Source organism: Nocardia sp. CA-129566 (assembly GCF_050956075.1).
GTDB lineage: Bacteria > Actinomycetota > Actinomycetes > Mycobacteriales > Mycobacteriaceae > Nocardia.
The window spans coordinates 7,774,743-7,797,006 of the sequence record NZ_CP192085.1 but is presented as its reverse complement, the minus strand read 5'-3'; the positions used below and the strand labels follow the sequence as shown (position 1 = coordinate 7,797,006).

At 65.5% G+C, this 22,264-nt stretch carries 22 protein-coding genes and 1 pseudogene; 12 read left to right on the top strand and 11 right to left on the bottom strand.

Features of this window, described 5'->3' with window-relative positions; all coding sequences use genetic code 11:
- Window positions 1-27: 27 nt before the first annotated feature.
- The 3 genes and pseudogenes from ACQP0C_RS34605 (at window position 28) to ACQP0C_RS34595 (ending at window position 2,226) form a co-directional block, all read left to right on the top strand.
- Complete coding sequence (locus ACQP0C_RS34605) at window positions 28-495, top strand: Rv3235 family protein (protein ID WP_433726925.1); 468 nt, start codon at window positions 28-30, stop codon at window positions 493-495.
- 244 nt (window positions 496-739) lie between these two features.
- Window positions 740-1,315: pseudogene (locus ACQP0C_RS34600) on the top strand (class I SAM-dependent methyltransferase); the annotation flags it as partial.
- Window positions 1,316-1,518: 203 nt separating this feature from the next.
- Window positions 1,519-2,226 carry a haloacid dehalogenase type II gene (locus tag ACQP0C_RS34595; protein WP_433726924.1) on the top strand — a complete coding sequence of 236 codons (708 nt, stop codon included), beginning with the start codon at window positions 1,519-1,521 and terminating at the stop codon, window positions 2,224-2,226.
- 6 nt (window positions 2,227-2,232) lie between these two features.
- Here ACQP0C_RS34595 and ACQP0C_RS34590 read toward each other — a convergent pair whose 3' ends face one another.
- Both ACQP0C_RS34590 and ACQP0C_RS34585 read right to left on the bottom strand, forming a co-directional pair.
- A complete protein-coding gene (locus ACQP0C_RS34590) occupies window positions 2,233-3,096 on the bottom strand; it encodes a class I SAM-dependent methyltransferase (RefSeq protein WP_433726923.1) in 864 nt (287 codons plus the stop codon).
- Window positions 3,097-3,164: 68 nt separating this feature from the next.
- The gene (locus ACQP0C_RS34585) at window positions 3,165-3,797 is read right to left on the bottom strand and encodes a TetR/AcrR family transcriptional regulator (RefSeq protein WP_433726921.1); all 633 of its coding nucleotides are present in this window, start codon (window positions 3,795-3,797) and stop codon (window positions 3,165-3,167) included.
- 445 nt (window positions 3,798-4,242) lie between these two features.
- Here ACQP0C_RS34585 and ACQP0C_RS34580 point away from each other — a divergent pair, with 445 nt between their 5' ends.
- Window positions 4,243-5,604 carry a lipase family protein gene (locus ACQP0C_RS34580; protein WP_433734731.1) on the top strand — a complete coding sequence of 454 codons (1,362 nt, stop codon included), beginning with the start codon at window positions 4,243-4,245 and terminating at the stop codon, window positions 5,602-5,604.
- Between the two features lie 114 nt (window positions 5,605-5,718).
- Here ACQP0C_RS34580 and ACQP0C_RS34575 read toward each other — a convergent pair whose 3' ends face one another.
- Window positions 5,719-6,144: a nuclear transport factor 2 family protein gene (locus tag ACQP0C_RS34575; protein ID WP_433726919.1), complete on the bottom strand. Its 426-nt coding sequence runs from the start codon at window positions 6,142-6,144 to the stop codon at window positions 5,719-5,721.
- A gap of 105 nt (window positions 6,145-6,249) precedes the next feature.
- On the opposite strand from ACQP0C_RS34575, the gene ACQP0C_RS34570 reads away from it, so the two are divergent.
- Entirely contained in the window at window positions 6,250-7,233 is a 984-nt protein-coding gene (locus ACQP0C_RS34570; protein WP_433726917.1) for a helix-turn-helix domain-containing protein, read from the top strand.
- 88 nt (window positions 7,234-7,321) lie between these two features.
- Here the strand turns inward: ACQP0C_RS34570 and ACQP0C_RS34565 are convergent, their stop codons facing one another.
- From ACQP0C_RS34565 to ACQP0C_RS34555, 3 genes are all read right to left on the bottom strand, one after another.
- On the bottom strand, window positions 7,322-8,242 hold the full coding sequence (locus ACQP0C_RS34565) for an esterase/lipase family protein (protein ID WP_433726915.1): 921 nt from the start codon (window positions 8,240-8,242) through the stop codon (window positions 7,322-7,324).
- Window positions 8,239-10,692: a beta-glucosidase family protein gene (locus tag ACQP0C_RS34560; RefSeq protein ID WP_433726913.1), complete on the bottom strand. Its 2,454-nt coding sequence runs from the start codon at window positions 10,690-10,692 to the stop codon at window positions 8,239-8,241. The genes ACQP0C_RS34565 and ACQP0C_RS34560 overlap by 4 nt, the downstream gene beginning before the upstream one ends.
- Window positions 10,693-10,787: 95 nt before the next feature.
- Window positions 10,788-11,399, bottom strand: coding sequence for a TetR/AcrR family transcriptional regulator (locus ACQP0C_RS34555; protein ID WP_433726911.1), 612 nt, complete (start codon window positions 11,397-11,399; stop codon window positions 10,788-10,790).
- A 140-nt stretch (window positions 11,400-11,539) separates the two neighbouring features.
- Between ACQP0C_RS34555 and ACQP0C_RS34550 the strand changes: the two genes are divergently transcribed.
- Window positions 11,540-12,427: an SDR family oxidoreductase gene (locus tag ACQP0C_RS34550; protein WP_433726909.1), complete on the top strand. Its 888-nt coding sequence runs from the start codon at window positions 11,540-11,542 to the stop codon at window positions 12,425-12,427.
- Between the two features lie 55 nt (window positions 12,428-12,482).
- Here the strand turns inward: ACQP0C_RS34550 and ACQP0C_RS34545 are convergent, their stop codons facing one another.
- The 4 genes from ACQP0C_RS34545 to ACQP0C_RS34530 form a co-directional block, all read right to left on the bottom strand.
- Entirely contained in the window at window positions 12,483-12,749 is a 267-nt protein-coding gene (locus ACQP0C_RS34545) for a hypothetical protein (RefSeq protein ID WP_433726907.1), read from the bottom strand.
- Window positions 12,750-12,989: 240 nt separating this feature from the next.
- Window positions 12,990-13,208 (bottom strand): hypothetical protein, encoded by a 219-nt coding sequence (locus ACQP0C_RS34540; RefSeq protein WP_433726905.1) that lies wholly within the window; start codon window positions 13,206-13,208, stop codon window positions 12,990-12,992.
- Between the two features lie 85 nt (window positions 13,209-13,293).
- Window positions 13,294-13,803, bottom strand: a complete 510-nt coding sequence (locus ACQP0C_RS34535) for a DNA-directed RNA polymerase subunit beta (RefSeq protein WP_433726903.1) — start codon at window positions 13,801-13,803, stop codon at window positions 13,294-13,296.
- 5 nt (window positions 13,804-13,808) lie between these two features.
- The gene (locus ACQP0C_RS34530; RefSeq protein WP_433726901.1) at window positions 13,809-13,967 is read right to left on the bottom strand and encodes a hypothetical protein; all 159 of its coding nucleotides are present in this window, start codon (window positions 13,965-13,967) and stop codon (window positions 13,809-13,811) included.
- A gap of 247 nt (window positions 13,968-14,214) precedes the next feature.
- On the opposite strand from ACQP0C_RS34530, the gene ACQP0C_RS34525 reads away from it, so the two are divergent.
- Window positions 14,215-15,123 carry a helix-turn-helix domain-containing protein gene (locus tag ACQP0C_RS34525; RefSeq protein WP_433726899.1) on the top strand — a complete coding sequence of 303 codons (909 nt, stop codon included), beginning with the start codon at window positions 14,215-14,217 and terminating at the stop codon, window positions 15,121-15,123.
- The gene (locus tag ACQP0C_RS34520; protein WP_433726897.1) at window positions 15,107-15,328 is read left to right on the top strand and encodes a DUF397 domain-containing protein; all 222 of its coding nucleotides are present in this window, start codon (window positions 15,107-15,109) and stop codon (window positions 15,326-15,328) included. The genes ACQP0C_RS34525 and ACQP0C_RS34520 overlap by 17 nt, the downstream gene beginning before the upstream one ends.
- Window positions 15,329-15,423: 95 nt before the next feature.
- Here the strand turns inward: ACQP0C_RS34520 and ACQP0C_RS34515 are convergent, their stop codons facing one another.
- Entirely contained in the window at window positions 15,424-16,296 is an 873-nt protein-coding gene (locus ACQP0C_RS34515; RefSeq protein ID WP_433726895.1) for an SGNH/GDSL hydrolase family protein, read from the bottom strand.
- 626 nt (window positions 16,297-16,922) lie between these two features.
- Here ACQP0C_RS34515 and ACQP0C_RS34510 point away from each other — a divergent pair.
- From ACQP0C_RS34510 to ACQP0C_RS34495, 4 genes are read left to right on the top strand one after another with little or no spacing between them, the layout of a single operon-like run.
- Window positions 16,923-18,287 (top strand): cytochrome P450, encoded by a 1,365-nt coding sequence (locus ACQP0C_RS34510; RefSeq protein ID WP_433726893.1) that lies wholly within the window; start codon window positions 16,923-16,925, stop codon window positions 18,285-18,287.
- A 15-nt stretch (window positions 18,288-18,302) separates the two neighbouring features.
- Entirely contained in the window at window positions 18,303-19,706 is a 1,404-nt protein-coding gene (locus ACQP0C_RS34505; RefSeq protein ID WP_433726891.1) for a wax ester/triacylglycerol synthase family O-acyltransferase, read from the top strand.
- 5 nt (window positions 19,707-19,711) lie between these two features.
- Entirely contained in the window at window positions 19,712-21,184 is a 1,473-nt protein-coding gene (locus ACQP0C_RS34500) for a flavin-containing monooxygenase (RefSeq protein WP_433726889.1), read from the top strand.
- Window positions 21,185-21,212: 28 nt separating this feature from the next.
- Complete coding sequence (locus tag ACQP0C_RS34495) at window positions 21,213-22,262, top strand: 3-oxoacyl-ACP synthase III family protein (RefSeq protein ID WP_433726887.1); 1,050 nt, start codon at window positions 21,213-21,215, stop codon at window positions 22,260-22,262.
- The last annotated feature ends 2 nt before the right edge of the window (window positions 22,263-22,264 follow it).

The following is a 22,264-nucleotide window of genomic DNA, read 5'->3' as shown; positions in this document are numbered from 1 at the left end:
CTATTGCCCTACCGGCCGGGTGGGCGTGTGCAACCCGAACATCCGCCGCGCGCGGCACCGTGCCGCACGCCGATTCCGGGTCGGCATGATCAGACGGGACGGTCCGGCCCGGCGGGACTGCGGCGCGCGCTCAGCGGTGGGCATTGCGCGTTACCGCCGGTTGTCGAAGTCGATTCGGCGGCACAGCGATTCGTGGAACGGGCGCTGCGGCTGGCGCTCGAGATTCTGGATCATCGACGGCCGGTCGCCCAACTCACCAGCATCGCCACGCCCGCGGTGGTCGCCGCCGTGCGGACCCTGGTCCGAGCCGACCTCGCACCCGGCCGCACCCTCGGTGCCGCGGTGCTGTACCGGGCGAACCTGATGATGGTCGACGCCTCGACGGCGGAGGTATTCGCGGCTTACGACCGCGGCCGCCAACACTTCGCCATCGCCGCCCGCATCGCCTGCACCCGTTCAACCGGCTGGCGGCTGACCATCTTCCGGGTGCGCTGAAATCCGCGGGAATCTGGATGCCGAGGCGTGCTCGGGATCTCGTTATCGGCGGCTTCGGTGGTGCGGCAACCGGATGTTGGGCGCGCTCCGGTCCTCCGGTTGAAGGGCTGCGGCCGGGGCGGTAGACGGCGCTTCGGGTCGGTGAATCCGAGACGGATGTCGGGTGGGTTCTCTGGTTTCGTTGGTCGCCGCGGTGCGGGCCGTGGCGGTCAACGGTGTTTCGAGTGCGGTGAGTCCGAGACGGATGTCGGGCAGGTTCCTGGTTTCGGTGGTCGTCGCAGCGGCCGACGGTCGGCCGGGCGCGGTGCGTCCAACGGCGGCGCGGGGTTCGGCACCGAACTACGCTGATTCGATGATCGGCACCCGATACAGCTATGACAAAGTGGCCGACCACTATGCCGACGAACTCCGGGACGAGCTGCGGCACAAGCCGTTGGACCGGGGGCTGTTGGATGTTTTCGCCGAACTCGTAGGCGAAGGGGTGATCGCCGATATCGGCTGCGGTCCAGCGCATATCGCCGCGTACCTCGCGGCGCGGGGTGTGCGGGCGATCGGGATGGATCTCTCGCCCGCGATGTGCGCGGCGGCGCGGCGGACCACCTCGGTGCCGGTCTGTGCGGCCGATATGACCGCGCTGCCGGTGCGGTCGCAATCGCTGGCGGGGTTGGTCTGCCTGTATGCGGTCATCCACCTGGATGAGTCCCAGCGCGCCGCGGCCTACGCGGAGTTCGCTCGGGTACTGCGCCCGGGTGGCCACGCGCTCATCGCATTTCATACCAGCGATGCGGATGTTCCGGTCGGTGGCGCCAAGACGCTCACCGACTGGTGGGGCCATGAGGTCGATCTCACCTTCCGCTACCTCGACCCGTCCACGGAATCCGAGGCCCCTGGTGGCGGCCGGTCTGGTTCCCGCGGCGCGCCTGGACCGTGCGCCGCATCCGGGCACCGAACATCCGAGTCAGCGCAGCTACCTGCTCGTCCAGCGGAATTGACGCTAAGGTCGAATCGCATTCAGGCGGAAAGGTGCGGATCGTGCTGCGGGCATTGCTCTTCGATGTACAGGGGACGGCGACGGATTTCCATTCGACGGTCTGTGCGCAAGCGCGCCGCATCGGCGGCGAGCGATACCGGGACATCGATTGGCCCGGCTTCGTCGATCATTGGCGTGCCGAGTACTTCGCAGCACTGCGCAAGGCCGAGCCCGACCGGGACAACTGGGTCACTGTGCATTCGGTCTACGCCACGGCATTGGACGGCCTACTGGGTGATTACGACATCGACCTGTCGCCCGAACAACGCGCCGATCTCACCTTCGCCTGGCAGCGCCTCGAACCTTGGCCCGATGTCGTCGCCGGATTGACCAGGCTCGCAAGCAAATTCACGATCGCGACATTGTCGAACGCGGATGTCGCCGCCGTGGTGAACATTTCGAAGCGGGCCGCGCTGCCCTGGGATGCGGTATTCACCGCGGAGATGGCGGGCGCGTTCAAGCCCGACCCCACGGTGTATCGCATGGCCGCACGGTTTCTGGGGCTGGAACCAGCCGAGATCATGATGGTCGCCAGCCACAAGTACGACATTCGGGCCGCGGGCGCCCTCGGCTTCCGGACCGCCTTCGTCGCCCGACCACTCGAGTTCGGCGCCGATGGCGATGTGGACGTCTCCTATGACGACGACTTCGACATCAACGCCAGCGACTTCCTCGATCTCGCCGACCAACTCGGCTGCTGACCCGGCCTACGCGGTTCGGGTGGCACGCAGCACGTGTGACGGAACGGTGGACGACGGTTGCGGGGGAATGCCCAGGTACCCAGCGATGAGTTTCGGCGCTTCGTAGTCGTCGACCTGGTCGAATCCCGTCTCCCGCAGCAGATCTTCGATCTCCTCGGCGGTGAAGAAGCTGAGCCACGGCTCGCCGACGGCGGCCACCCGCTCGGCCCGCGCCGCGCGCAGTACCGCATCCTCGGACCTGGAAGCCGAAGCGGGGTAGAGGTAGTCGAATACCACCTGCACCGGCGTCGCCTGGCCCGCGACGAAACGCAGGGTGTCCAGGATCGTCTCCTGGGTCAGATACATGACGACGCCGAGCCAGATGAACACGGCCGGCCGATTGCGGTCGAAGCTCGCGGCGGCCAATCCCGCTGCGAGCGTTTGGCTTTCGAAGTCGACAGGGGCGAAGGTCAGCGACGCCGGGATCTCGATGCCCGCCGTCTCCAGCCGCTCGCGTTTCCATACCTGGGTATCGGGATGGTCGACCTCGAATACCCGCACATCCGGGTGCGGATTGCGATAGGCGAAGGTATCCAGCCCGGCCCCGAGCACCACTACCTGCCGGGTGCCCGCCGCCACGGCGTCGGCAATGGTCTCCTCGGCGAAGCGGGCGCGGGCCGCCAGGAACATGCGGCGTCGGCGGCGCATCGCGCCATCGGTGTCGCCCTGCGCCATGGTCGCGGCATCGAGGTCGGCCAGTTGGTCGGGGGTGACATCCGCGATGCGGATGGCCAGGGGATCGGTGAAGATTCGCGGCTCGCTCGCGATCTGGTGGTAGGCGCGAGCGTAGGCGGTGGCGAGTGCGGTGCGACTGGGTTGACCGAGCTGCATAGGCCGAACCTACGTCTGCTCCGGGGTGCTGCGCTATGGCTCGAGTCTCGATGATGCCGTGCTATGAGCTATGTCTCAGTGATGATCAGCGAAGTCGCGATGGGGGCCAGCACCTCGACCAACTGGGTGATCGGCGGGCGCGGGTCCGCGAGAATCCACTCGTGCGCGACACCGTTGATCGCGCCGATGAGTGCGCTTGCCGCCCAGGTGATTCCGCCGCGGACGCGGATATCCGGACCCGCGATCGTGATGAGCAGGGCCTCGATGGCCGCCGCCCAGGCATGGCGGCGCTCGCGACGATGGTGTTCCATGCGCTCGCTGACACCGACCACCTCGACGAAGGCGACCTTGGCCCGGTAGGGGTCGGAACTGATGGAACCGATGAACGCGGTCAGCACCGCGGTGAGCCCGTCCGCGATATCCGTGCCCGGCCCCAGTGCCGCGACGGCCTGTCCGACGACGGCCGCGGACTGGTCCTGGATGTAGTCGTAGGACGCGATGAGGACGTCCTCCCTGGTCTGGAACTCCTCATAGAACTGTCGCTTGGACAGTCCGGCCGCGGTGCACACATCGGCCAGTGAGCAGTTCGCATAGCCGCGCTCGGCGAAGGTCCGGATGGCGGCGTCGAGGAACCGCTGCCGTCGCTCGGCCTTTCGCTCACTGACTGCGCGGCCGCCGTACTGCCTATCCACGATGGTCACCGCACCACGGTAGCCGAGCGGGTAATCGGCCCGCCCGGCCCGATGCGCCGACGCTATGGCGGATTCGGCGGGTGTTCGGTCAGCCCATGATGATGGCTCTGCCCAGCGCATCCTGGGCGCTGTAGAAGAGCAAGAAGATGTAATACAAAACCGTCGAGACCGGTTCGTTCCGATCTTGCATATTCCTCGGCGCTTCCCTGCAAGCTGTCCGGCACCTACTGGCCGGTTCGGTGTTGATCGAAAAAGCTACGGCATATGACGCCGCTCGGCACGGCGAGTCGTGAAATCGCCGGATTTCCGGCCCGTGATCGGGGCCGCAGCACGGGCTTGTTGCGACCTGCATCACGTTTGTGCGATAGTCCCACCTATGTGAGACGGGGTGGTCTCACAGTAGCGAAGGGGCTGAAAGTTGATCAATCCGTTGGCGGGTCGCGCCCGGCGAATCATGTTCTCGGCCGGGATCACGGCCATCGCACTGCTCGCGACGACCGCGGTCACGGTTGCCGAACCACCACAAGATCCGGTCGCGGTGCACCCCGCGGCACCGGTTCCGCTGCCGCCCGAATTGGATCCGGGTTTCTACCAGCCGTCCGCGGAGTTGGTGGCGAGCAAGGCGCCGGGCGAGATCATCGCGGCGCGGCAGGTGAATCTCGCCAATTTCGGGCTGATACCGGTGAATGTCGATGCCTGGCAGGTCTCCTATCGCTCGAATAACAGTCGGGACGAGCCGATCGCGGCCGTCGCGACGGTGGCGAAGCCGCGCGGCTCGGCCCCGGACAAGCTCGTCTCGATGCAGATCGCCGAGGACTCGCTGGCCGGGTACTGCGCGCCTTCCTATGCGCTGCAACAGTTTTCGGTCAGTCCGTTCGTCGGGCAGATCGTCGCGCCCGCGGAGTGGGTCATCGCCCAGGGTGCGGTGCAGCAGGGCTGGGCGGTCGTCGTTCCCGATCATGAGGGACCGAACAACGCCTACGCGGCCGGACCGCTGGCCGGGCGGATCACCCTCGACGGCATCCGCGCGGCGCGCAACCTCGAGCAGCTGCGGCTCGCGCCGGATACCCGGATCGGTATCTACGGGTACTCCGGAGGTGCCATTGCCACCGGGCACGCGGCCGAGCTGAAGCAGAGCTACGCACCAGAACTCAATATCGTCGGCGCGGCCGAGGGCGGTGTGCCCGCGGATCTGGGCGTGACACTGCATACCGCCAACAATCAGCTCACCTCCGGGCTGATTCTGGCCGCCGTCAACGGACTCACGCGCGAATATCCGGATTTCGCCCGATTCATCGATGCCAATATCGATCTGCTCGGCCGGACGCTGTCGACCGTCCAGGGCGGGCTGTGCGTGCAGTATGTGACGCCGCTACTGCCATTCCTGAACCTCGAGGGCATGATCCGGGTGCCGGGCGATCCGATCCAGCACCCGGCGGTCGTGGATGTGCTCGATAAGACCCGAATGGGCAAATCGGTACCCGATATGCCGATGTACATCTGGCAGGGCAATCCGGATGAGATCATTCCGGTCGGCCAGGTCAATGCCCTGGTCGACACCTACTGCCAAAACCCGTCCGCGAGTGTGCAGTACATCCGGGAACATTTCGCCGAGCACGCGGTCACCGAGGTCTCGGGTACCGCACCCGCCCTGCTCTGGCTGCGCGACCGGCTCAATGGTGTTCCGGCGCAACAGGGTTGCAGCACCACCGATGTCGGCTGGTTGGCCCTGGACCCCAATGGCCTGGAGTTGTTGAAGTCCACCTTCGGCGAGACCTTCGCCTCGTTCTTCGGTAAGCCGATCGGCGTCAAGTGAGCTGCCTCCGGTCCGGATCGGCCGATCCGGACCGGAGGTCACCTGAGGCGCGGATTCGTCCGCACCGCCGTGGCCACCGGATGCGGCCCGGGTCTGTCGAACAGGCTGTGCGCGTCAGCGAGCGGTGACGGTGAACATTTCTTCGGCGCGACGGGTGTCCATGTACTCGCGCACGCGGTGGATCAGGCCGTCGCGGAGTTCGAAGATGAAGCAGTAGTCGTTGTCGTAGTGATTGCCGTTCATCAGCGTCGCCCGCATCCGCTCTTCGACGACGACCGTTGTGCCCTCGGCGGTGATGGCGGTGAATTCGACGCTCCGGTCGGCCACGAATACGGTCGGAAACTCGGTGGCGAGGAAGCGCACGATGCGATCCCTGCCGACGAGGTGGTGGGTGCCGTCGAGGGCGCGGGCGGTGGCATTGCGTGGTGGTGCGAGCCATTCGGCGTCCGGGGTGAATACCTCGGCAATGCGGGCCGGATCCTGTGTCGCGAATGTGCGCCAGGCTCGGATGATCAGATCTTTGCTCGTCGGTGTGTCCATTCGGCCAATCCTGGGTGGACCGCGGTCGCCGCTCACGCCATATTCGGACGCAGCTGTGTCCGAATATGTCTGGTCAGTGTCGATCGCCGCGTGCAGACTCGGGTAATGGGATCGTTCGAGGGCGTCATCACGACCGGCATCTACTGCTTGCCGCCCTGCCCGGGACGTCCGCGCTCGGAGAATGTCGTCACGTTCACCTCGGCGGCGGGGGCCGAGGCGGCGGGCTTTCGGGCCTGCCATCGCTGTCGCCCGTATCGGGGTGATCGACGGATCGCCAGCGGATCCGAATTGGTCTGTCGCGCTGTCGATCTCATTGCCGCCGGAGCGCTGGACGACGGCAGTGAGGCCGAACTCGCCGCGCGGCTGGCGGTTTCGCAACGTCATCTGCGCCGAATGTTCGATGAGCAGGTCGGTGCGACACCGGATCAACTGGCCCGCTCACGGCGTGCGCATTTCGCCCGACGGCTATTGGACGATACCGACCTGTCGGTCACCGATATCGCCTTCGCCGCCGGATTCGGGAGTCTGCGCCAGTTCAATCGCGTGATGGTCACGACGTTTCGGGCAACCCCCGTCGAGTTGCGCAAACGGCGGCGGCGCGCGGATCGTCTCATCGCGGACGGCGGTCTCGCCCTTCGAGTCCCGTTGATCGAGGGCACCGATATCGATCGACGGTTGGCGCAGTTGGCCCGCGATGCGATCGGCGGCATCGAGAGCGCCACGGCCGCCGACTATCGGCGAACGGTCACGCTGGACGGCGATCCGGGCGTGATCGAAATCAGCAGGGCCACAATGGATGCCGCCCGGCTCGTCGTGCACCTACCGCGTATCGAAGGGCTGATCCATCTGGTGGCCCGGGTGCAGCGGCTGCTCGCGGGCGATCCGTGGGATCCATTCGAGGCCGCTGTGCGCGGCCTCATGGCGGACCGAGCCGAGCTCCTGGAGGATCTGGTCACCACCTACGGCACGCCGGTTGCCGGGCTCGGGGAGTTCGGACTGGCCTACCTGTTCCCTACGCCGACCGCCTTCGCCGCTGCCGACCTGAGTGGCATCGGGCTCGATGCTGTTGGTGCACAAACGATCCGGTGAATGTTCAGCGAGCGCGCGGTCTGCTTGCGGTGCGGTTTCTCGGCGACATGGCGGGGCAGCGTCGCCAGTGCGCGGCGAGGCGCGAATGCTAGCCGACGGAATCGTCCTGGCACGGGATCGGCCGCACCGTGGAGGGATCGAGCGCGTTCAGGACGAGTGCCGCGGTGGTGGGCGAGAAGACGGTGCCGTTGTGTCCCGCTTTGCTACTGGGGCAGACGTTTTGGAGCACATAGTTGTCGACGCCGGGCTCCGGAATCGTGGCCAGGTTCTGACCGAAGGCCGCGATCGGATCGAACCGGCTGCTGATCGTCGTATAGGCGACACCGGGCACGGTGATCGGTCCCGAGTTCAACTCCTTCAGGAAGGCCGACCCGGCCAGTAGATCCTTCACTGCGGGCGGTACCGGGAGCTCGTCGCGCACGCTCGCGGCGTTCAGCAGGGTCGCGCCGAGGTCACCGAGCGCGCCGCGCGTCGGCGAGGAGATGGTGGTCACCGAGCGGACGCCGCGGGCCAGCTCCGGATCGGTCTTCACCAGGTACTGCGCCATGATGCCGCCCTCGGAGTGACCGATCAGGTCGACCTTCGCGACGCCGAGCCGGGTGGTCAGCGCGGCGAGCTTCTGCTCGATCTCGACCGCCGAATCGGCGAGTGGACCATTGCCACCGCCCTGCATGGCATTGCTGCCGCCATAGGAGAACGAGTAGACACACAGCCCCGCATTGGCCAAGGCCGGTCCGAGATAGCCCCAGGCCCGGTACTCGTCGCCCGCGAAACCGTGGAGCAGGACAACGGGAACCGCGCCCGGCACGGTGGATGTGCAGTCGTATCGATTGACTCCCGGCGGTGTCGGCGCCTCCACCTTGCCCTCCTGTGCCCACCGGGTCTCCTCGTCCTGCACCTGCTCCCAGGTGGCCGTCGGATAGGGCCCCGGCTCGGCAGCGGCCACCGATGTCCCTGCCGTGCAGAGGGCAAAGGCGCTGAGTCCGAGGACGATTCGGCGCAATATCATGCGTGCGGTCCTTCGAGCTGAATGGTGGTGGTCAGGCGGATATCGGCGACCGATCGACCGGTCAGCAGGTCATAGGAGGTGGTGGGCAGCACCCAGTCTTCGGTTGTCTCGTCCCAGGATTCGGCGGCGCGGCGGGGGATGGGGATCGCCGCCTCGGCCGTCGCACCGGGCTCGGCTTCGACGACCGCGAAGGCGGCCAATCGCCGGTCCGGCCGGGAGGCGTGGGCGATATAGGTCTGGATCGTCTCGCGGCCAGGACGATCACCGGTATTGCGCACCCGAACGGTCAGCGTGCCGAGAATGCTGCCGGTCGCGGGGGCGAAGGTGGCGGCCTCGTACTTCCACCTGGTGTAGCCGAGCCCATGTCCGAACCAGAACCGGGGTGCGATCGAAAGCCGTTGCCAGGCGCGGTATCCGAGGTAGATGTCCTCCTCGTAGGCGAGAACACCTTCGGTGGGCGTGACATTCAGAACCGGCGAATCATCCTGGTGCGCGGGCCAAGTGGTGGGCAGCCGCCCGCTGGGCTCGGCCCGGCCCACCAGCACGTCGGCGAGTGCCGCACCGCCCTGTTGCCCCGGAAACCAGGTGAGCAGAATCGCCATGGCGTCCTGGGCCCATGGCATCTGCACAGGGGACCCGGTATTCACCACGACCACGGTGCGTGGGTTGGCCGCGATGACGCGTGTGACGAGCTCATCCTGTCGGCCGGGCAGCGACAGCGACGTGCGGTCGAAGCTTTCGCTCTCCACTTCCGGCGTGGTGGCGACGACCACCACGGCAATATCGGCCGCCGCCGCCGCGGCGACCGCCTCCTCGATGAGCGCATCCGGATCGATATTCGGTTCCTGATGGCCGAGCGCGAACTTCTCGAAGGCAATGGGCAAGTCGGGCAGTATCGTCACCGTGTGCCGCAGACGCACCGAAACAGGCTGTGCCGCTTCGAGTTCCACCTCGATCAGCACTTCGGGCGGCGCGAGGAGGGCGGCCACCGGATCACCATCGGGGACGATGGCCTCATCGAAATAGGTCTTATCGCCGACCGTGAGCTGGAACGGCCCGACGCCAGCGATTGCCAAAGTATGGGTTCCGGTCACCCGCGGTGTGAATGTGCCGGTGACGACGACACGGTGGAGTTCACCGACCGCGATCCCGTCCGGGAATTCGCCGATCCATTCGATGCTGCCCTCCAGCAGCGGATGCTCGCCGAGCGGGTTTCCATCCGCGCCGAACAGTTGGACCCGCAGGTCGAAACCCGCCTCGGCGGGCGCGATCTTGACCCGGGGATCCGCGCCGACGGCATAGACCACGTCGGTCTGCTCGTCGAGCAACGCCCGCAACCCCTCGAGCGGGGAAACCGTGTGTGGCGGGAAGACCTGGGCGCTGCCTCCGCCGAGTGCCCTGGCCTGGTCGGCGGCCTGGCCGATCACGGCGATACGCCCGACCCGTCCGAGCGGGAGTACATCGTTGTCGTTGCGCAGCAGCACGATCGAGCGTTGGGCGATCTCGTGCGCGAGCGCTTCGCCATCGATCGGTGCGGGGAGCGCGTCTGCTGCGACCATCGGCGGCGCGTCGGCCAGCACCCCGACCCGGGCGGCCAGTCGAAGCATATGCCGGGTCATCCGCTCGACCGTCTCCGCCGGAACCCGACCTGCGCGAACAGCTTCCGCCAGTGCCGAGCCGAAGACGCTGCGCGGCCCGGGCATCGCGATATCGAGCCCACCGCTGGCCGCACCGACGGTATCGCGTGCCGCCGTCCAATCCGAGACGATGGCCCCGTCGAATCCCCAGCGCGCCCGCAGGATGTCGTTCTGTAGTGCGCCGTGCTCGGTCATCGTGGTGCCATTGACGCTGTTGTATGCCGACATCAACGCCCACGGCCCGGACTGTTCGACCACGGCCTCGAACGGCGCGAGATACAGCTCGTGCAATGCCCGCTGCGATACCCGCACGTCGACGGTGAATCGGTCGGTCTCGGAGTCATTGGCCACGAAATGCTTCGGCGTCGCCGCAACGCCGCCCTCCTGCACTCCGGTGACATAGGCCGCGCCGATCGCCCCGGTCAGTAGCGGATCCTCCGAATAGCACTCGAAGTGTCTGCCGCCCAACGGGCTTCGGTGCAGATTGAGCGTCGGCGCGAGCAGCATGTGTACGCCCTTGCGCCGTGCCTCCTGCGCGAGCAACTGTCCGGCCCGTCGCGCCAGGGCGCGATCCCAGGTGGCGGCCAGCGCCGTCGGGCTCGGCAGGGCGATCGAGGGATCCTCCGGACTCCAGTGCACGCCGCGCACGCCGATCGGACCGTCGGACATCACCAGCGAGCCGAGCCCGATTTCGGGAATCGCGGGCAGGGTCCACATGTCCTGTCCGGCGAGCAGGCGGCAACGGGCATCCAGATCCAGTGCGGCCAACGCCTTTTCGACCGCTGCCTCGCGTTCGGCCTGGTGATTCCCCATGGTTGCGACTCCCTTGATGGTCGGACGCGCGGGCCTCCACCTCGAAGTATGGGCGATACACCTAGTAGTCGGTAGGTAATGTTATCGATACGTTATCAATCGGCTGCGTCGGTGACCGGCCGGATCAATTGCAGAAATTTGCGCAGCAGGGCGGGCATATCGACCTCATCCGGCGAGAGCAGCCACTGCTGCTGCAATCCGTCGAGGACCGCTATCAGCAGCGTCGCGGCGTCCTGCTGGGAGACGCCGCGCGGTGGCTCGCCGCCGAGGTCGCGCTCGAGCATGGCGGTCAGCATCGTCCGGGCCTGTGCGTACCGATCGACGAAGTAGTCGCGTGCCGGATGGTCCTGGGTGACGCTCTCGGCCGCGAGCACGGTGAACGATTGCACGATGCCGGGGCGCTCGGCGTTGCGTTCGACCAGCTCGGCGAGGAAATCGAGGGTGGTGGCACTACCCTGGGCGGTGGCCAGCAGGACGTCGAGGTCGTTCTGATCACGCAGTGCGAGCACATTCGCCAGCAGGGTCTGCTTATTGGGGAAATAGTGCAGCACGCCCTGCTGGCTGAGTCCGACCCGTTCCGCGACGATCGCGATGGTCGCGCCCTGGTAGCCGCGTTCGGCGAAGACCTCGAGTGCCGCCTCCAGGATGGCCCGGCGCCGATCCTCGTGACCGGCCCGGCTCGGCGGGCGTCCCTCGGCCCGCTTCATGCGGCCTGCTCTGCTGCTGCGTCCATTGTTCGCAGCGTAACGAACCGCCATTGACAGCAGCGGATTCGGCGAGTCTACTATCTACCAATGCTAGATCTAGCATCGATAGATTTCGGAGCAGTGATAGAAGTGGGTGTGTCATGTTCTTGGTGGTAGGCGGAACCGGCGTTGTCGGGCGGCACGTGGTCGAGAGAGCGGTCGAGTCGGGCGCGCGAGTGCGAGTGCTGACGCGTGAAGCGGGGCATGCGCCGTCGGGAGCTGAGGTCGCGGTGGGCGACCTGCGCGATGCCGACTCGGTGGCGACGGCGCTGGCCGGGGTCACGCGCGTGGTGTGCACCGTCCACGGCGGAGAAGGCGTGGGACGCAACGGTCCTCGCGGTATTGAGGGCGCGGCACTGCCGGGACTGATCGACGCCGCGGAGACGGCGGGTGTCAGGAATTTCGTGTACGTGTCCGCGACGAGTGCCGAAGTGGACAGTCCCGTAGATCTTTTCCGGGGCAAGGCGCAGGTGGAGGCTCGGCTGAGTCGCGGTCGGATGCCGTACGTGATTCTGCGGCCGACCCATCTGATGGAGACCTGGGTGCCGATGCTGGCCGATTCGCTGGTGAAATCGTCACGCGCACTCATCTTCGGTTCCGGGGACAATCCGGTTCCCTTCGTCTCCGGTGCCGATATCGCGTCAGCCGCAGTGCAATTCGCGGCGCGGCCCGGGAGCGGGCAAACCGTGGAACTGGGCGGGTCCGACGACTGGACGCTGCGCGAGTTGAACACGGCCATCGCGGGACGGCTCGGCATCGCGATTACCAAGGAAACCGTGCTATCGGCCCGCATTCTGCGCATGTCCGCCGCCGCGGTACGGCCGTTCAATGAGCTGCAGGCTCGTCGAATGCGGTTGGGGGCATTACTGGATTCCCGACCGCAGACCCTCGACGCGGCGGGGGCATGGTCGGAGCTCGGCATCGCGCCCACCCCGCTGTCCGACTGGCTCGACCGCCACTTGCCCGCCCGTGACGGCGTGCCGCGATGACACCCGCCCGCGCGGCGGGCGCCACCGGTCGCTGGGGTGTTGTCGTCCAACCAGGTCACGACCTCCCGATAGGCGTCCAGCAGGTACGCCAGATCGTGCCGCAGAACCAGTTGTTCAGATCGGCCGAACCGCTTGCAATCCCGCTGTTGCCGATCGCCTGGGGCTCGACCGGGGCCTGAGCCTGCTCGAGCTCGAGCGGGGCCTGAGCCTGTGCGGGAGCGACGGACATCAGCACCGCACCGGCCAGCAGGGCACCCGCGACGATGTGGCGATTGACTCGAATCATCTCAAACCCATTCTTCTTTAATAAAGTTTCGGTCACGGATATGACCTCGGTGACTGAATCGAGCACCGGGCTCCGCCCGTTACAAGCTCCAAAACCCCTGCATTGCAATAGAAGTGGATCGTCCCGCGTCTGGATTGCCTCGAGCGCCTCGAGCGCCGCGGTGAACTGCGGGCAGTCGGTACGCCGACCAGCGGTGAGCGCCAGTGACAGCAGCTTGCAGCCTTGCTCGCACGCCAGATGAGTCTTGGCGTCCAGCCACCCTCGGCGCGTCGCATCTCATGGTTCGAGGTATAGCCGTTCACACGGTAAACGTGGCCACCCCGACGTATCGTCCACAACGATCGACACGGCATCGTGGTAGTGCTCGCGCTGGTGTTCCTGCGCGAAAATCAGTGCCGCGGTGAGGCAGGCGGTGAAGTCGAACCGCGCGCCATGCAGGAACACCGACAGATGCACATCGGGGTCACCCGGTCTCGGGGAAACCTGCTCACTCATGGCCGGAGTTCCGCGGATGACCGGTGCGGGCCACTCGCATCGAGCGAGATGACACCAATTGCTTTGGCTGCCATCGTGTTTACGTTCATGGTCGGCCCTGTGCTGCTGGTGCATGTGGGGCGGTCCATCGCCGCACGGGCTGATACGGTCCCGAGCGGGCGCGGATCGCATCGACCACCACAAGCCCGGACGGCCGGAACGTGCATCGGGGCGGTTCGATCCAGCGCCGGAACTGTACGCCGATATCGACGGGCGATGGCAATGCGATGGTGCCACCGGTTCGCACCACCGACACGTTCAGCCGGAACAACTCGGCGAACAGGCGCACATCGTCGGGGATGTCCGGCCGAACGAGCAGGGTCCACCGGTTCGAGCGTGGATGCGACAGAATCGGCCCGATGTCCGAACCATGGTGTTGCATATAGGTTTTCACGGCTTTGCTGAGATCGGCAGGAAGGATGAGCGCCCACACGTACTCGGCCTTCATAATGATCCGGCCCAGGTGCGGCGGGTCGACGGTCGCGGGCAGGTCGCATACTCGCCGGTAGAAGTGGCAGCGGGACCCGGGTGTGTCCCCGAAAGGTATGTGTTCCATCGGTTTCAGACCTCTTGGTCGGGTTGCTCGGTGAGGGTTTGCCTGGGTTGCCACTCGTGTAGGGCGCGTAAGTACCGCTCGACAACATCGGCAGGGACATTGACCGCCAGCGCGGCAGGCAGGCCGACGAACGGGTTTCGATGCGGAAGCTCGTTATTCGGCATGTGCCGACCTCCTAGACCGTTTGTTGATGTTCCCCATGCCCGTACTTCCATCGCAGCGGCCCGCACCTTGCGGAGTCGGGTAGTCGCCGCCGTGCAAACAGCATGTTGTCGAGAGGCGATGTTTGGTACGCGGCGCGATTGGTTCGCGAAACTCGCGCGAAAGCACAGCAAGCCTTCTGTTGACAGAGCTACGCTCCTTCTGTTGGGGAAGGAAGCCGCATCGCAAGGCGGAAGGGGATCACAAGCCGTGACCGAAGACGATGGCGGGCCAGAGGACGACGGAACCACCCTGCCGCGTAGGCAATTGGGCCGTTTGCTGCGAGAGGCACGGACGGCGGCGGGCCTGAGCTTGGAGGTGGCAGCGCGGACTCTCGGCTGGGGTAACGCAACCATCAGCAGACTGGAGAACGGGCGCAACAAGAAGGTCAGGGCGACAGACCTTGACGCCCTGGGCGGACTGTACGGGGTCGACGCGGAAGACCTTGTGGCGTGGAAGGAACTTGCGGGATATCCTCCGGTCCGGTCCTGGCTGCGCACCTACAGTGACCTACTGGTGCCGAAGTTCAACACCTACATCGAACTCGAATCCGCCGCAAGCGAATTGGCTATGTTTCAGCCGCTCATCATGCCCGGTCTGCTCCAAACTCACGACTACGCACAGGCCATCAACCGAGCCAAGCAGCCGCCAGTCTCGGACGCGGATCTGGAACGGATGGCCGCCGTTCGAGCACGACGCCAGCATCTGCTCACGCGACCTCGAAACCCTTGCAAGCTCACGGCCGTGATCCACGAGAACGCGCTGCGGACTATTATCGGTGGCACACAGGTGATGGCTGATCAGTGCAGGCACGCAGCGGACATGAGTACGCTCGATAACATCGAGGTACGCATACTCAGGCAAGAAGCTGGCTTGCCGATTGGCAGGCTGGTCACCCCGTTCATTGTGATGACCTTCCCGAAGGACGGACAAGGCAAACGGGTGGAACCGGCGGTCATCTACGCGGAGAGTTACACAGGGGATGCGTACCTGGAGAAGCGCGACGACGTGCAACGGTGTCGGCAGACGTTCCGTACGCTGATCGGGGCGACGATGGATGCTCGGTCGAGCCGCACCCTGTTGAGAGAGATGGCAAGGAGTTATGGCTGTGAACGCTGAAGTCGACCTGACGGGGGCGAAGTGGTTCAAATCAAGCCGCAGTTCGGGGAACACCGGCGAATGCGTAGAGGTCGCGCACCTGGACGGGGGCATGGTCGGCGTACGGGACTCCAAGAATCCGACCGGCCCGGCGCTGGTCTTCACGCCTTCGGAATGGGACGCCTTCACAGCTGGCGTGAACGATGGCGAGTTCGATCGGCCCTAGACCGCAGACTGACCTACGGGGCGCACTCGAGCTGCTACGCCCCGAGGAACAGGAAGCCCCTCAGCCGAGCGAAGCCGAGGGGCTTCGTCGTTACGTCACCGCAGTGCGGCCACCACTTGGCGTGCGATGTTCTGTTCACCGAAGGTGTTGGGGTGCAAGGGGATGAAGGAGGGGGTCGACAGCGAGGGGATCAGCCCGTTGATCCACTGCTGGTCGGGTGCGGCGCACATATCGTGTCCGATGCTGGAGGTGGCGGTATCGACGAAGATCGCGCCGTGCGCGGCGGAGACATCGCGCAGTAGTGCGTTGAGGTCGACCAGCACGCCCTGGAGGTAGTCGGCGTCGCGCGGCCAGGCGGGCTGCTGCTCGGGGCAGGCGCCAGCGCGCGAGGCGGTCGGGTATCCGACGATCACGATGGTGGCTTTCGGTGCGCGCGAGCGGATTTCATCTATCGCGGTGCCGTACACCGGTGCCAGGGCTGAGGTACGTTCTGCGAAGATGTCGACCCCGCCTGTGGTGAAGGCATCCGCACATGACGTGCCATTGGGCTCCGGCAGCAGATTGCCGCACCGCAGTGCCTGCTTGGCCAGGCCGATGTCATTGCCGCCCATGGTCATGGTGACCAATGTGGTGTCGGGGGTCAGCGCATCGAACTGCGGCGCCGCGGTTCCCGAGACAACGCCGCGCTGTGCACTCGCGAGGTCGTCCAGAGTGGCCCCGCCGCAGGTGACGTCCTTGAAGGTCTCGACGCCGAGCTCCTTGGCGACCAGTGCCGGATAGTTGACCGCGGACCGCGAACAGGTGGTGAGTTCGGCCTGCGGAAACACCCCGGCGCCCGCGGCGAAGGAATCTCCCAACGCGACATAGTGGATGTCCGTCGTCGGTTCGGCAATGGCTTGCCCGGTGATTGCTGCGCCCGCCCCGAGTGTCATCGCCGATGCGATGACCGCCGGTCTCGCCTTTCTCATCAGGTGCTTCCAGCTGCCAAGAACTTGCATTGTGTCTCCTTGTGAACCCATGGCCGGACGAATTCGGGCACGTAACTCGCTACGGGGTTCGAACCTGTCGATACATCCGACCTATACGGGCAGAGTCTAGCCACGATCCGGTAATTGCGAATAACTTTCATGTTTCCCGTCGTCGGGTTTTCTCATGCGGCCGACTCGGCCGCGTGACGTTCGGCCCCGCGGTTCGAGGAATGTTGGGGGATAGGACATTTCGGCACGCCGGAGGTGAGCGGGTACCGTTCCGGATTCATGCGAAGGGGTGGGGCACTGTTGCGTTCCTCACTAATCGCCCGCAACCTGCGGAAAGTTCGACGACGTCGATCGATCGGGTTGACAGCGCCTGCTCGAACTGGCTACCGTCGCCATTGTTCGCGCTGAGTCATCGCCCGCCTCGGCATTCATGGTTGGACGGCCGTCCATATGGCCGCGCCATATGTTCCGACTGCGGGGAGGCTGTCGTTATTGCCGCACATTCGTCGCATTCACGGAGAAACTCGGCGCCTTTGTCCGCGTCCCGGTAATAAACTCTCGCGCCTTTTTCTCGACCGCCGAGATTCCATCAGTTCATATCGACGTTAGGCGCCAGGTTGTCCGTCTCGATCTCACCCGCCAAGTCCGTGGACGATCTCCCCGGCCCCACCCGGTGGCCGTTGCTGGGGAATCTCCCGCAGATGCGGCCCTCGCTGCTGCACCGTCAGTTCGACCAGTGGTGCGATGAGTTCGGCCCGCTCTACCAGCTCCAGATGCCCGGGCGGCGCATTGTCGTCGTCAGCGATCCCGACCTGAATCGCGAGATCTTCCGGGACCGCCCCGGCGGGTTCCGGCGGCAGTCGGCGATCGAATCGGTCATGGACGAGATGGGATCCAACGGACTGTTCTCGCTGGAGGGTGAGGCGTGGCGACTGCGCCGCAAGCTGGCGATGCCCGCCTTCAACGCCGCCCACCTGCGCAGCTTCCATCCCAGCCTGGAGACGATCACCGGACGTCTGCAGCGACGCTGGGAACAGGGCTTGCCCGAGGACATTCGTGGCGACCTGACCCGGTACACGGTGGATGTCACCGCCAAACTGACCTTCGACTACGACATCAACACAATCGAACAGTCCGGCGATATCATCCAGCGGCATCTGGAGCTGATCTTCCCGCTCATCAACCGGCGGATCAACAGCCCCATCCCGTACTGGCGCTACGTCAAACTCCCCGACGACCGGGCGCTGGAGCGCGCACTCGCCGCGCTGCGCACCGACCTGACCGGCGTCATCAGCCGGGCGCGCGCGAATCTGCCGGATAAGCCGACCAATTTCATCGAGGCATTCCTGCTGGCGCAGGACGGGAGCACCGCCTTCACCGATGACCAGCTGTTCGCCGAGGCGCTCACCATCCTCATCGCCGGTCAGGACACCACCAGCAATGCGATGGCCTGGCTGCTGTACCACCTGGCGGGCAATCCCGCTGTGCAGGAACGCATTCGGGAGGAAGTCGCGCAGATACCCTCCGCGCTGGACCGGCAGCCGTATCTGGAAGCCGTTGTCGCCGAATCGATGCGGCTGCGCCCGACCACACCCATTGTCGGGCTGGAGGCCATCGAGGACACCACCATCGACGGTGTGCGCATTCCGGCGGGCACCTGGGTGATCGTCAATGTGCAGCATGCGAGCGTGCAGGAGACGAACTTCGCGCACCCGCTGCGCTTCGATCCGGACCGCTGGCTGAACACCGGCCACGGCACGCATCGGCCCGAGGTCTCCACGCCCTTCGGCTCGGGTCCGCGCTTCTGCCCCGGGCGCGGCTTGGCGATGTTGGAGATCAAGAGCGTCACCGCCATGGTCTGCCGCAACTTCGATGTGCGCCTGCCAGCTGGTGCGCAGCCGCCGAAGGACCGCTTCCATTTCGCCGTCATCCCCATCGATCTCGATCTGGACCTGACCCGGCGCGCCGTCGCCGCGTCCTGACTGCTGAGGAACTAGATGTCGTTGCATCGACTGACCGCGACCGACGGAGTCTGGCTGTCGCTCGAATCGCCCGATATGCCGATGCATATCGCCTTCCTGCTGGAGTTCAGCGCGCCCGAGGGCGGTGCGGCGCAATTCCTGCGGCAGTGGCGGGCCGGACTGGACGCACCGGCGAGCCTGCCGCAACCGTGGAACTTCGTGCCGTTGAAGTTCCCGCCGCCCGGTGTCGCGGCGCTGGTGCGCGAGGTCGACGATATCGACCTCAGCGAGCACATCCGGGAATGGACACTGCCGGAGCCGGGCAGTCAGGACCAGTTGACCGAGCTCGTGTCGACGATCCATCACAAGCAGCTCGATATGAGCCGTCCGCCATGGGAATTGCACGTCATCGAGGGACTGGCGCAGGATCGCTTCGCGCTGCTGCTCAAGGTGCATCACAGCCTGCTCGACGGCGCATCGGCCATGCGGCTGTTCACCGATACCTTCACCGAGGACGAGACCGCACGCGATGTGCCGGACCTGTTCACGGTCCGCCCCGCCGCCGAGTCGGCGGAAACCGCTGTGCCCAAGGCGAATTTGTTCAGTGCCCTGCTCGATGCGCTGACCGGCCTGCTGGCCTTGGTGCGCGGCGTCGGATCCGCCGCCCGTGACGCCTACCGGCGGGCACGCGGCGATAAGACCATGGCGCAGAAGGCCTATCAGCAGCCCGACACCATCCTGAACGGCACCATCACCGGTGCGCGCGATCTGTCCAGACGGCGCTATGACCTCGCGCTGTTCAAGCGACTGGCGAAGGCGGGTGACTGCACGATCAACGACATTGTGCTGTACCTGGTGAGTACCGCGCTGCGCGACTATCTGTCCAACCACGCCACCCTGCCCGAGACCTCATTGACCGCGGGCGTGCCCACCGATCTGCGCGAGGAGGACGACGGCCGCGTCGGCACCCGCGCGGGCATGATGTTCACCGCGCTCGGTACCGATATCGCCGATCCGCGCGATCGGCTCAGCGCGGTCAAGTACTACATCCGTGCCGCGAAACAGCATATGGGCGCGATGGCACCGAATGCGGTCATCGGCTACGGACTCGCGGTCACCCTGCCGTGGATTCTCGGCCTCAGCTTCGGCTTCACCAATACCGCCGCCTCGCACCCGATGGGCATCTCCAATGTGCCGGGACCGCGAAACCCGTTGTACTGGAACGGTGCTCGGCTGGAGACGATCTATCCGATTTCGCTGCTGATGCACGGCAACCCGCTGAACTTCACCTGCATCGGCTATTCGGGCGGGTTGCATTTCGGTGTGCTCGGGGTCCAGGACAAGCTGCCGCCGATGGCATATCTCACCGCGGCGATGGATACCGCACTCGATGAACTCACCGACCTGCTCCTACCGGACAATGTCCGCGCCGCGGGGTGATGTCCATGTCGAACTACGATGTGGCGATTATCGGCTCGGGATTCAGCGGGCTCGGCGTCGCGGTGAACCTGCGCCGCCTCGGCAATGACAATTTCGTCATCCTCGAACGCGCCGCGGCCATCGGTGGCACCTGGCGCGATAACGTCTATCCCGGCTGCGCGGTGGACGTGCCCTCGGTGCTCTACTCGTATTCCTATGCGCCGAACACGGATTGGACCCGCGTCTACGCGACCCAGCCCGAATTGCGCGCCTATACCGAGAATATTGTCGACACCTTCGATCTGCGGCGGCATGTGCAGCTGAGCAGCGATGTCGCCGAGGCCGATTTCGACGAGGCCGCCGAGCAGTGGGTGCTGCGGTTGACCGACGGCAGGCTGATCCGGGCTCGCGCCGTCGTCATGGGCTATTTCTCGCTGCATGCCGAGGCGATTCCGGATATTGCGGGTCGGGCCGACTTCACCGGGCCGCAGATGCATTCGAGCAAATGGGATCCCTCGTTCGAGCCGGAGGGCAAGCGGATCGCGGTGGTCGGCGCCGGGGCGAGTGCGGTGCAGATCGTGCCCGCGCTCGCCGAGAGCGCGGCCGAGCTCCTATCGTTCCAGCGCACCCCGGCCTGGGTGATTCCGCGCCTGGACCGGCCGATTCCGCCGACGGTACGCAAGATTTTGCGGTACGTGCCGCCGATCCGGCTGGCTGCACGCGGATTCGTCTTCCTATTCCTGGAGACGATGCACTTCGCCGAATTCCATCCTCGGCTGGTGTCGGTCTATGAGCGGCTGGTCCGTCGGGTATTGGCGCGGCAGGTGCCCGATCCCGAAGTGCGGCGCAAACTCACGCCCGACTACGCGTTCGGCTGTAAGCGGCCGATGGTCTCCGATGAGTACTACCGGTCGTTCGCCCGTCCGAATGTGCGGTTGAGCACCGAGAAGATCACCGAGATCACCGCCACCGGCATCCGCACCGCCGACGGTCAACTGCACGAGGTCGACGCGATCGTGTGGGCCACCGGATTCCATGTCCAGGATTCGATCGCGCACTTCCCGGATTTCCGGACCGCGCAGACCTCGACCCGCAAGAAGTTCCAGCGCGACGGATTCCGCGCCTATCGCGGCATCGCGTTCGCGGGTCTGCCGAATCTGTTCGCGATCACCGGACCGAATACCGCGCTGCCGCATACCTCGCAGTTCCTCGCCATCGAACCGACCACAAAGCTGGTCGCACGGACCATCGAATACATGCGGGCCAGGCGAATTCGCCGCTACAGCCCGTCCGAACAGGCCGAGCGCGCATGGGTCACCCGCGCGCGCGAATTGCTCAGCACCCGGGTGTGGTCGACCGGCGGCTGCACCAGCTACTTCATCGATGAGGACGGCACCAACACGCTGACCTGGCCGGGTGGGACCTGGAGCGTCCGACGCGACCGGCGTCGAATTCGACCGCAGGACTGGGACACCGGAGCTCTTCGCCGTTCCGCATAACAGAATCCAATTCCATAGGGGAGGCCTTGTGCACCGCACACGATTCGAATCGATCGGCTCGTATACGCCGACATCGATAGTGTCCACCGACGAGCTGATCAATAGTCTGGCGGTGCCGAGGTCACTGAAGTTGGAGGCGCTCACCGGTATTCGCAATCGGCGCGTCTACAACTGCGATCCGGACGCCTACGAATCCTCCTTCGACTTGGCGCGCAATGCGATCGACGACTGTCTGGCGCGCTCCGGCTACGCCGCGGCCGAACTCGATATCGTGATCTCCGCATCGATCACCCGAACCAAAGGGGCCGGGCAGTTCTGCTTCGCGCCGTCCTTCGCGCTGATGCTGCGCAATGCCATCGGCGCGCAGGCGGCCCGCTATTTCGATGTTTCCAACGCCTGTGCGGGCATGGTCACCGGAATCATGGTGCTGGACCGGATGATCAAGGCCGGTGTGGTCCGCAATGGTCTGGTGGTCAGCGGTGAACAGATCACCCCGATCGCCGAGACCGCGGTTCGCGAGATCAGCGAACCCTATGATCCGCAGTTCGCGGCGCTGACCGTCGGTGACGCCGCGGTGGCGGTGCTGCTGGACGGTCGCGGTGACGACGCCGATGAAATCCACTACGTCGAGCTCATGACCTCGGCCGAGGGCGCCGAACACTGCATCGGTATGCCGAGCGACCGCTCCAATGGCATGGCGATGTATACCGACAACCGCGCGATGCAGACCGAGGACCGCTACCGCCAGGGCATCGCTCGGCTGGAGGACTATCTGCGCGGCAACGGAAGCGACTGGCGCAATGAGGAATACGACTTCTGGATCCATCACCAGTTCAGCGCGCCCGCGATCGAGTACATCGCGAAACTGGCCGAGGAACACTTCGCCACGCCGATGCCCGAGGCGCTCAATGTGCTACAGGAGTACGGCAATACGGCTTCGACATCGCATTTCCTGGTGCTGCACGAACATCTCGGGCGCAAGCACATTCCCCAGGGTTCCAAGGTGCTGATGATCCCCTCGGCCTCCGGCACGGTCTCCGGATATCTGGCGGCCACGATCTCGCGATTGGCGGCGTGAGC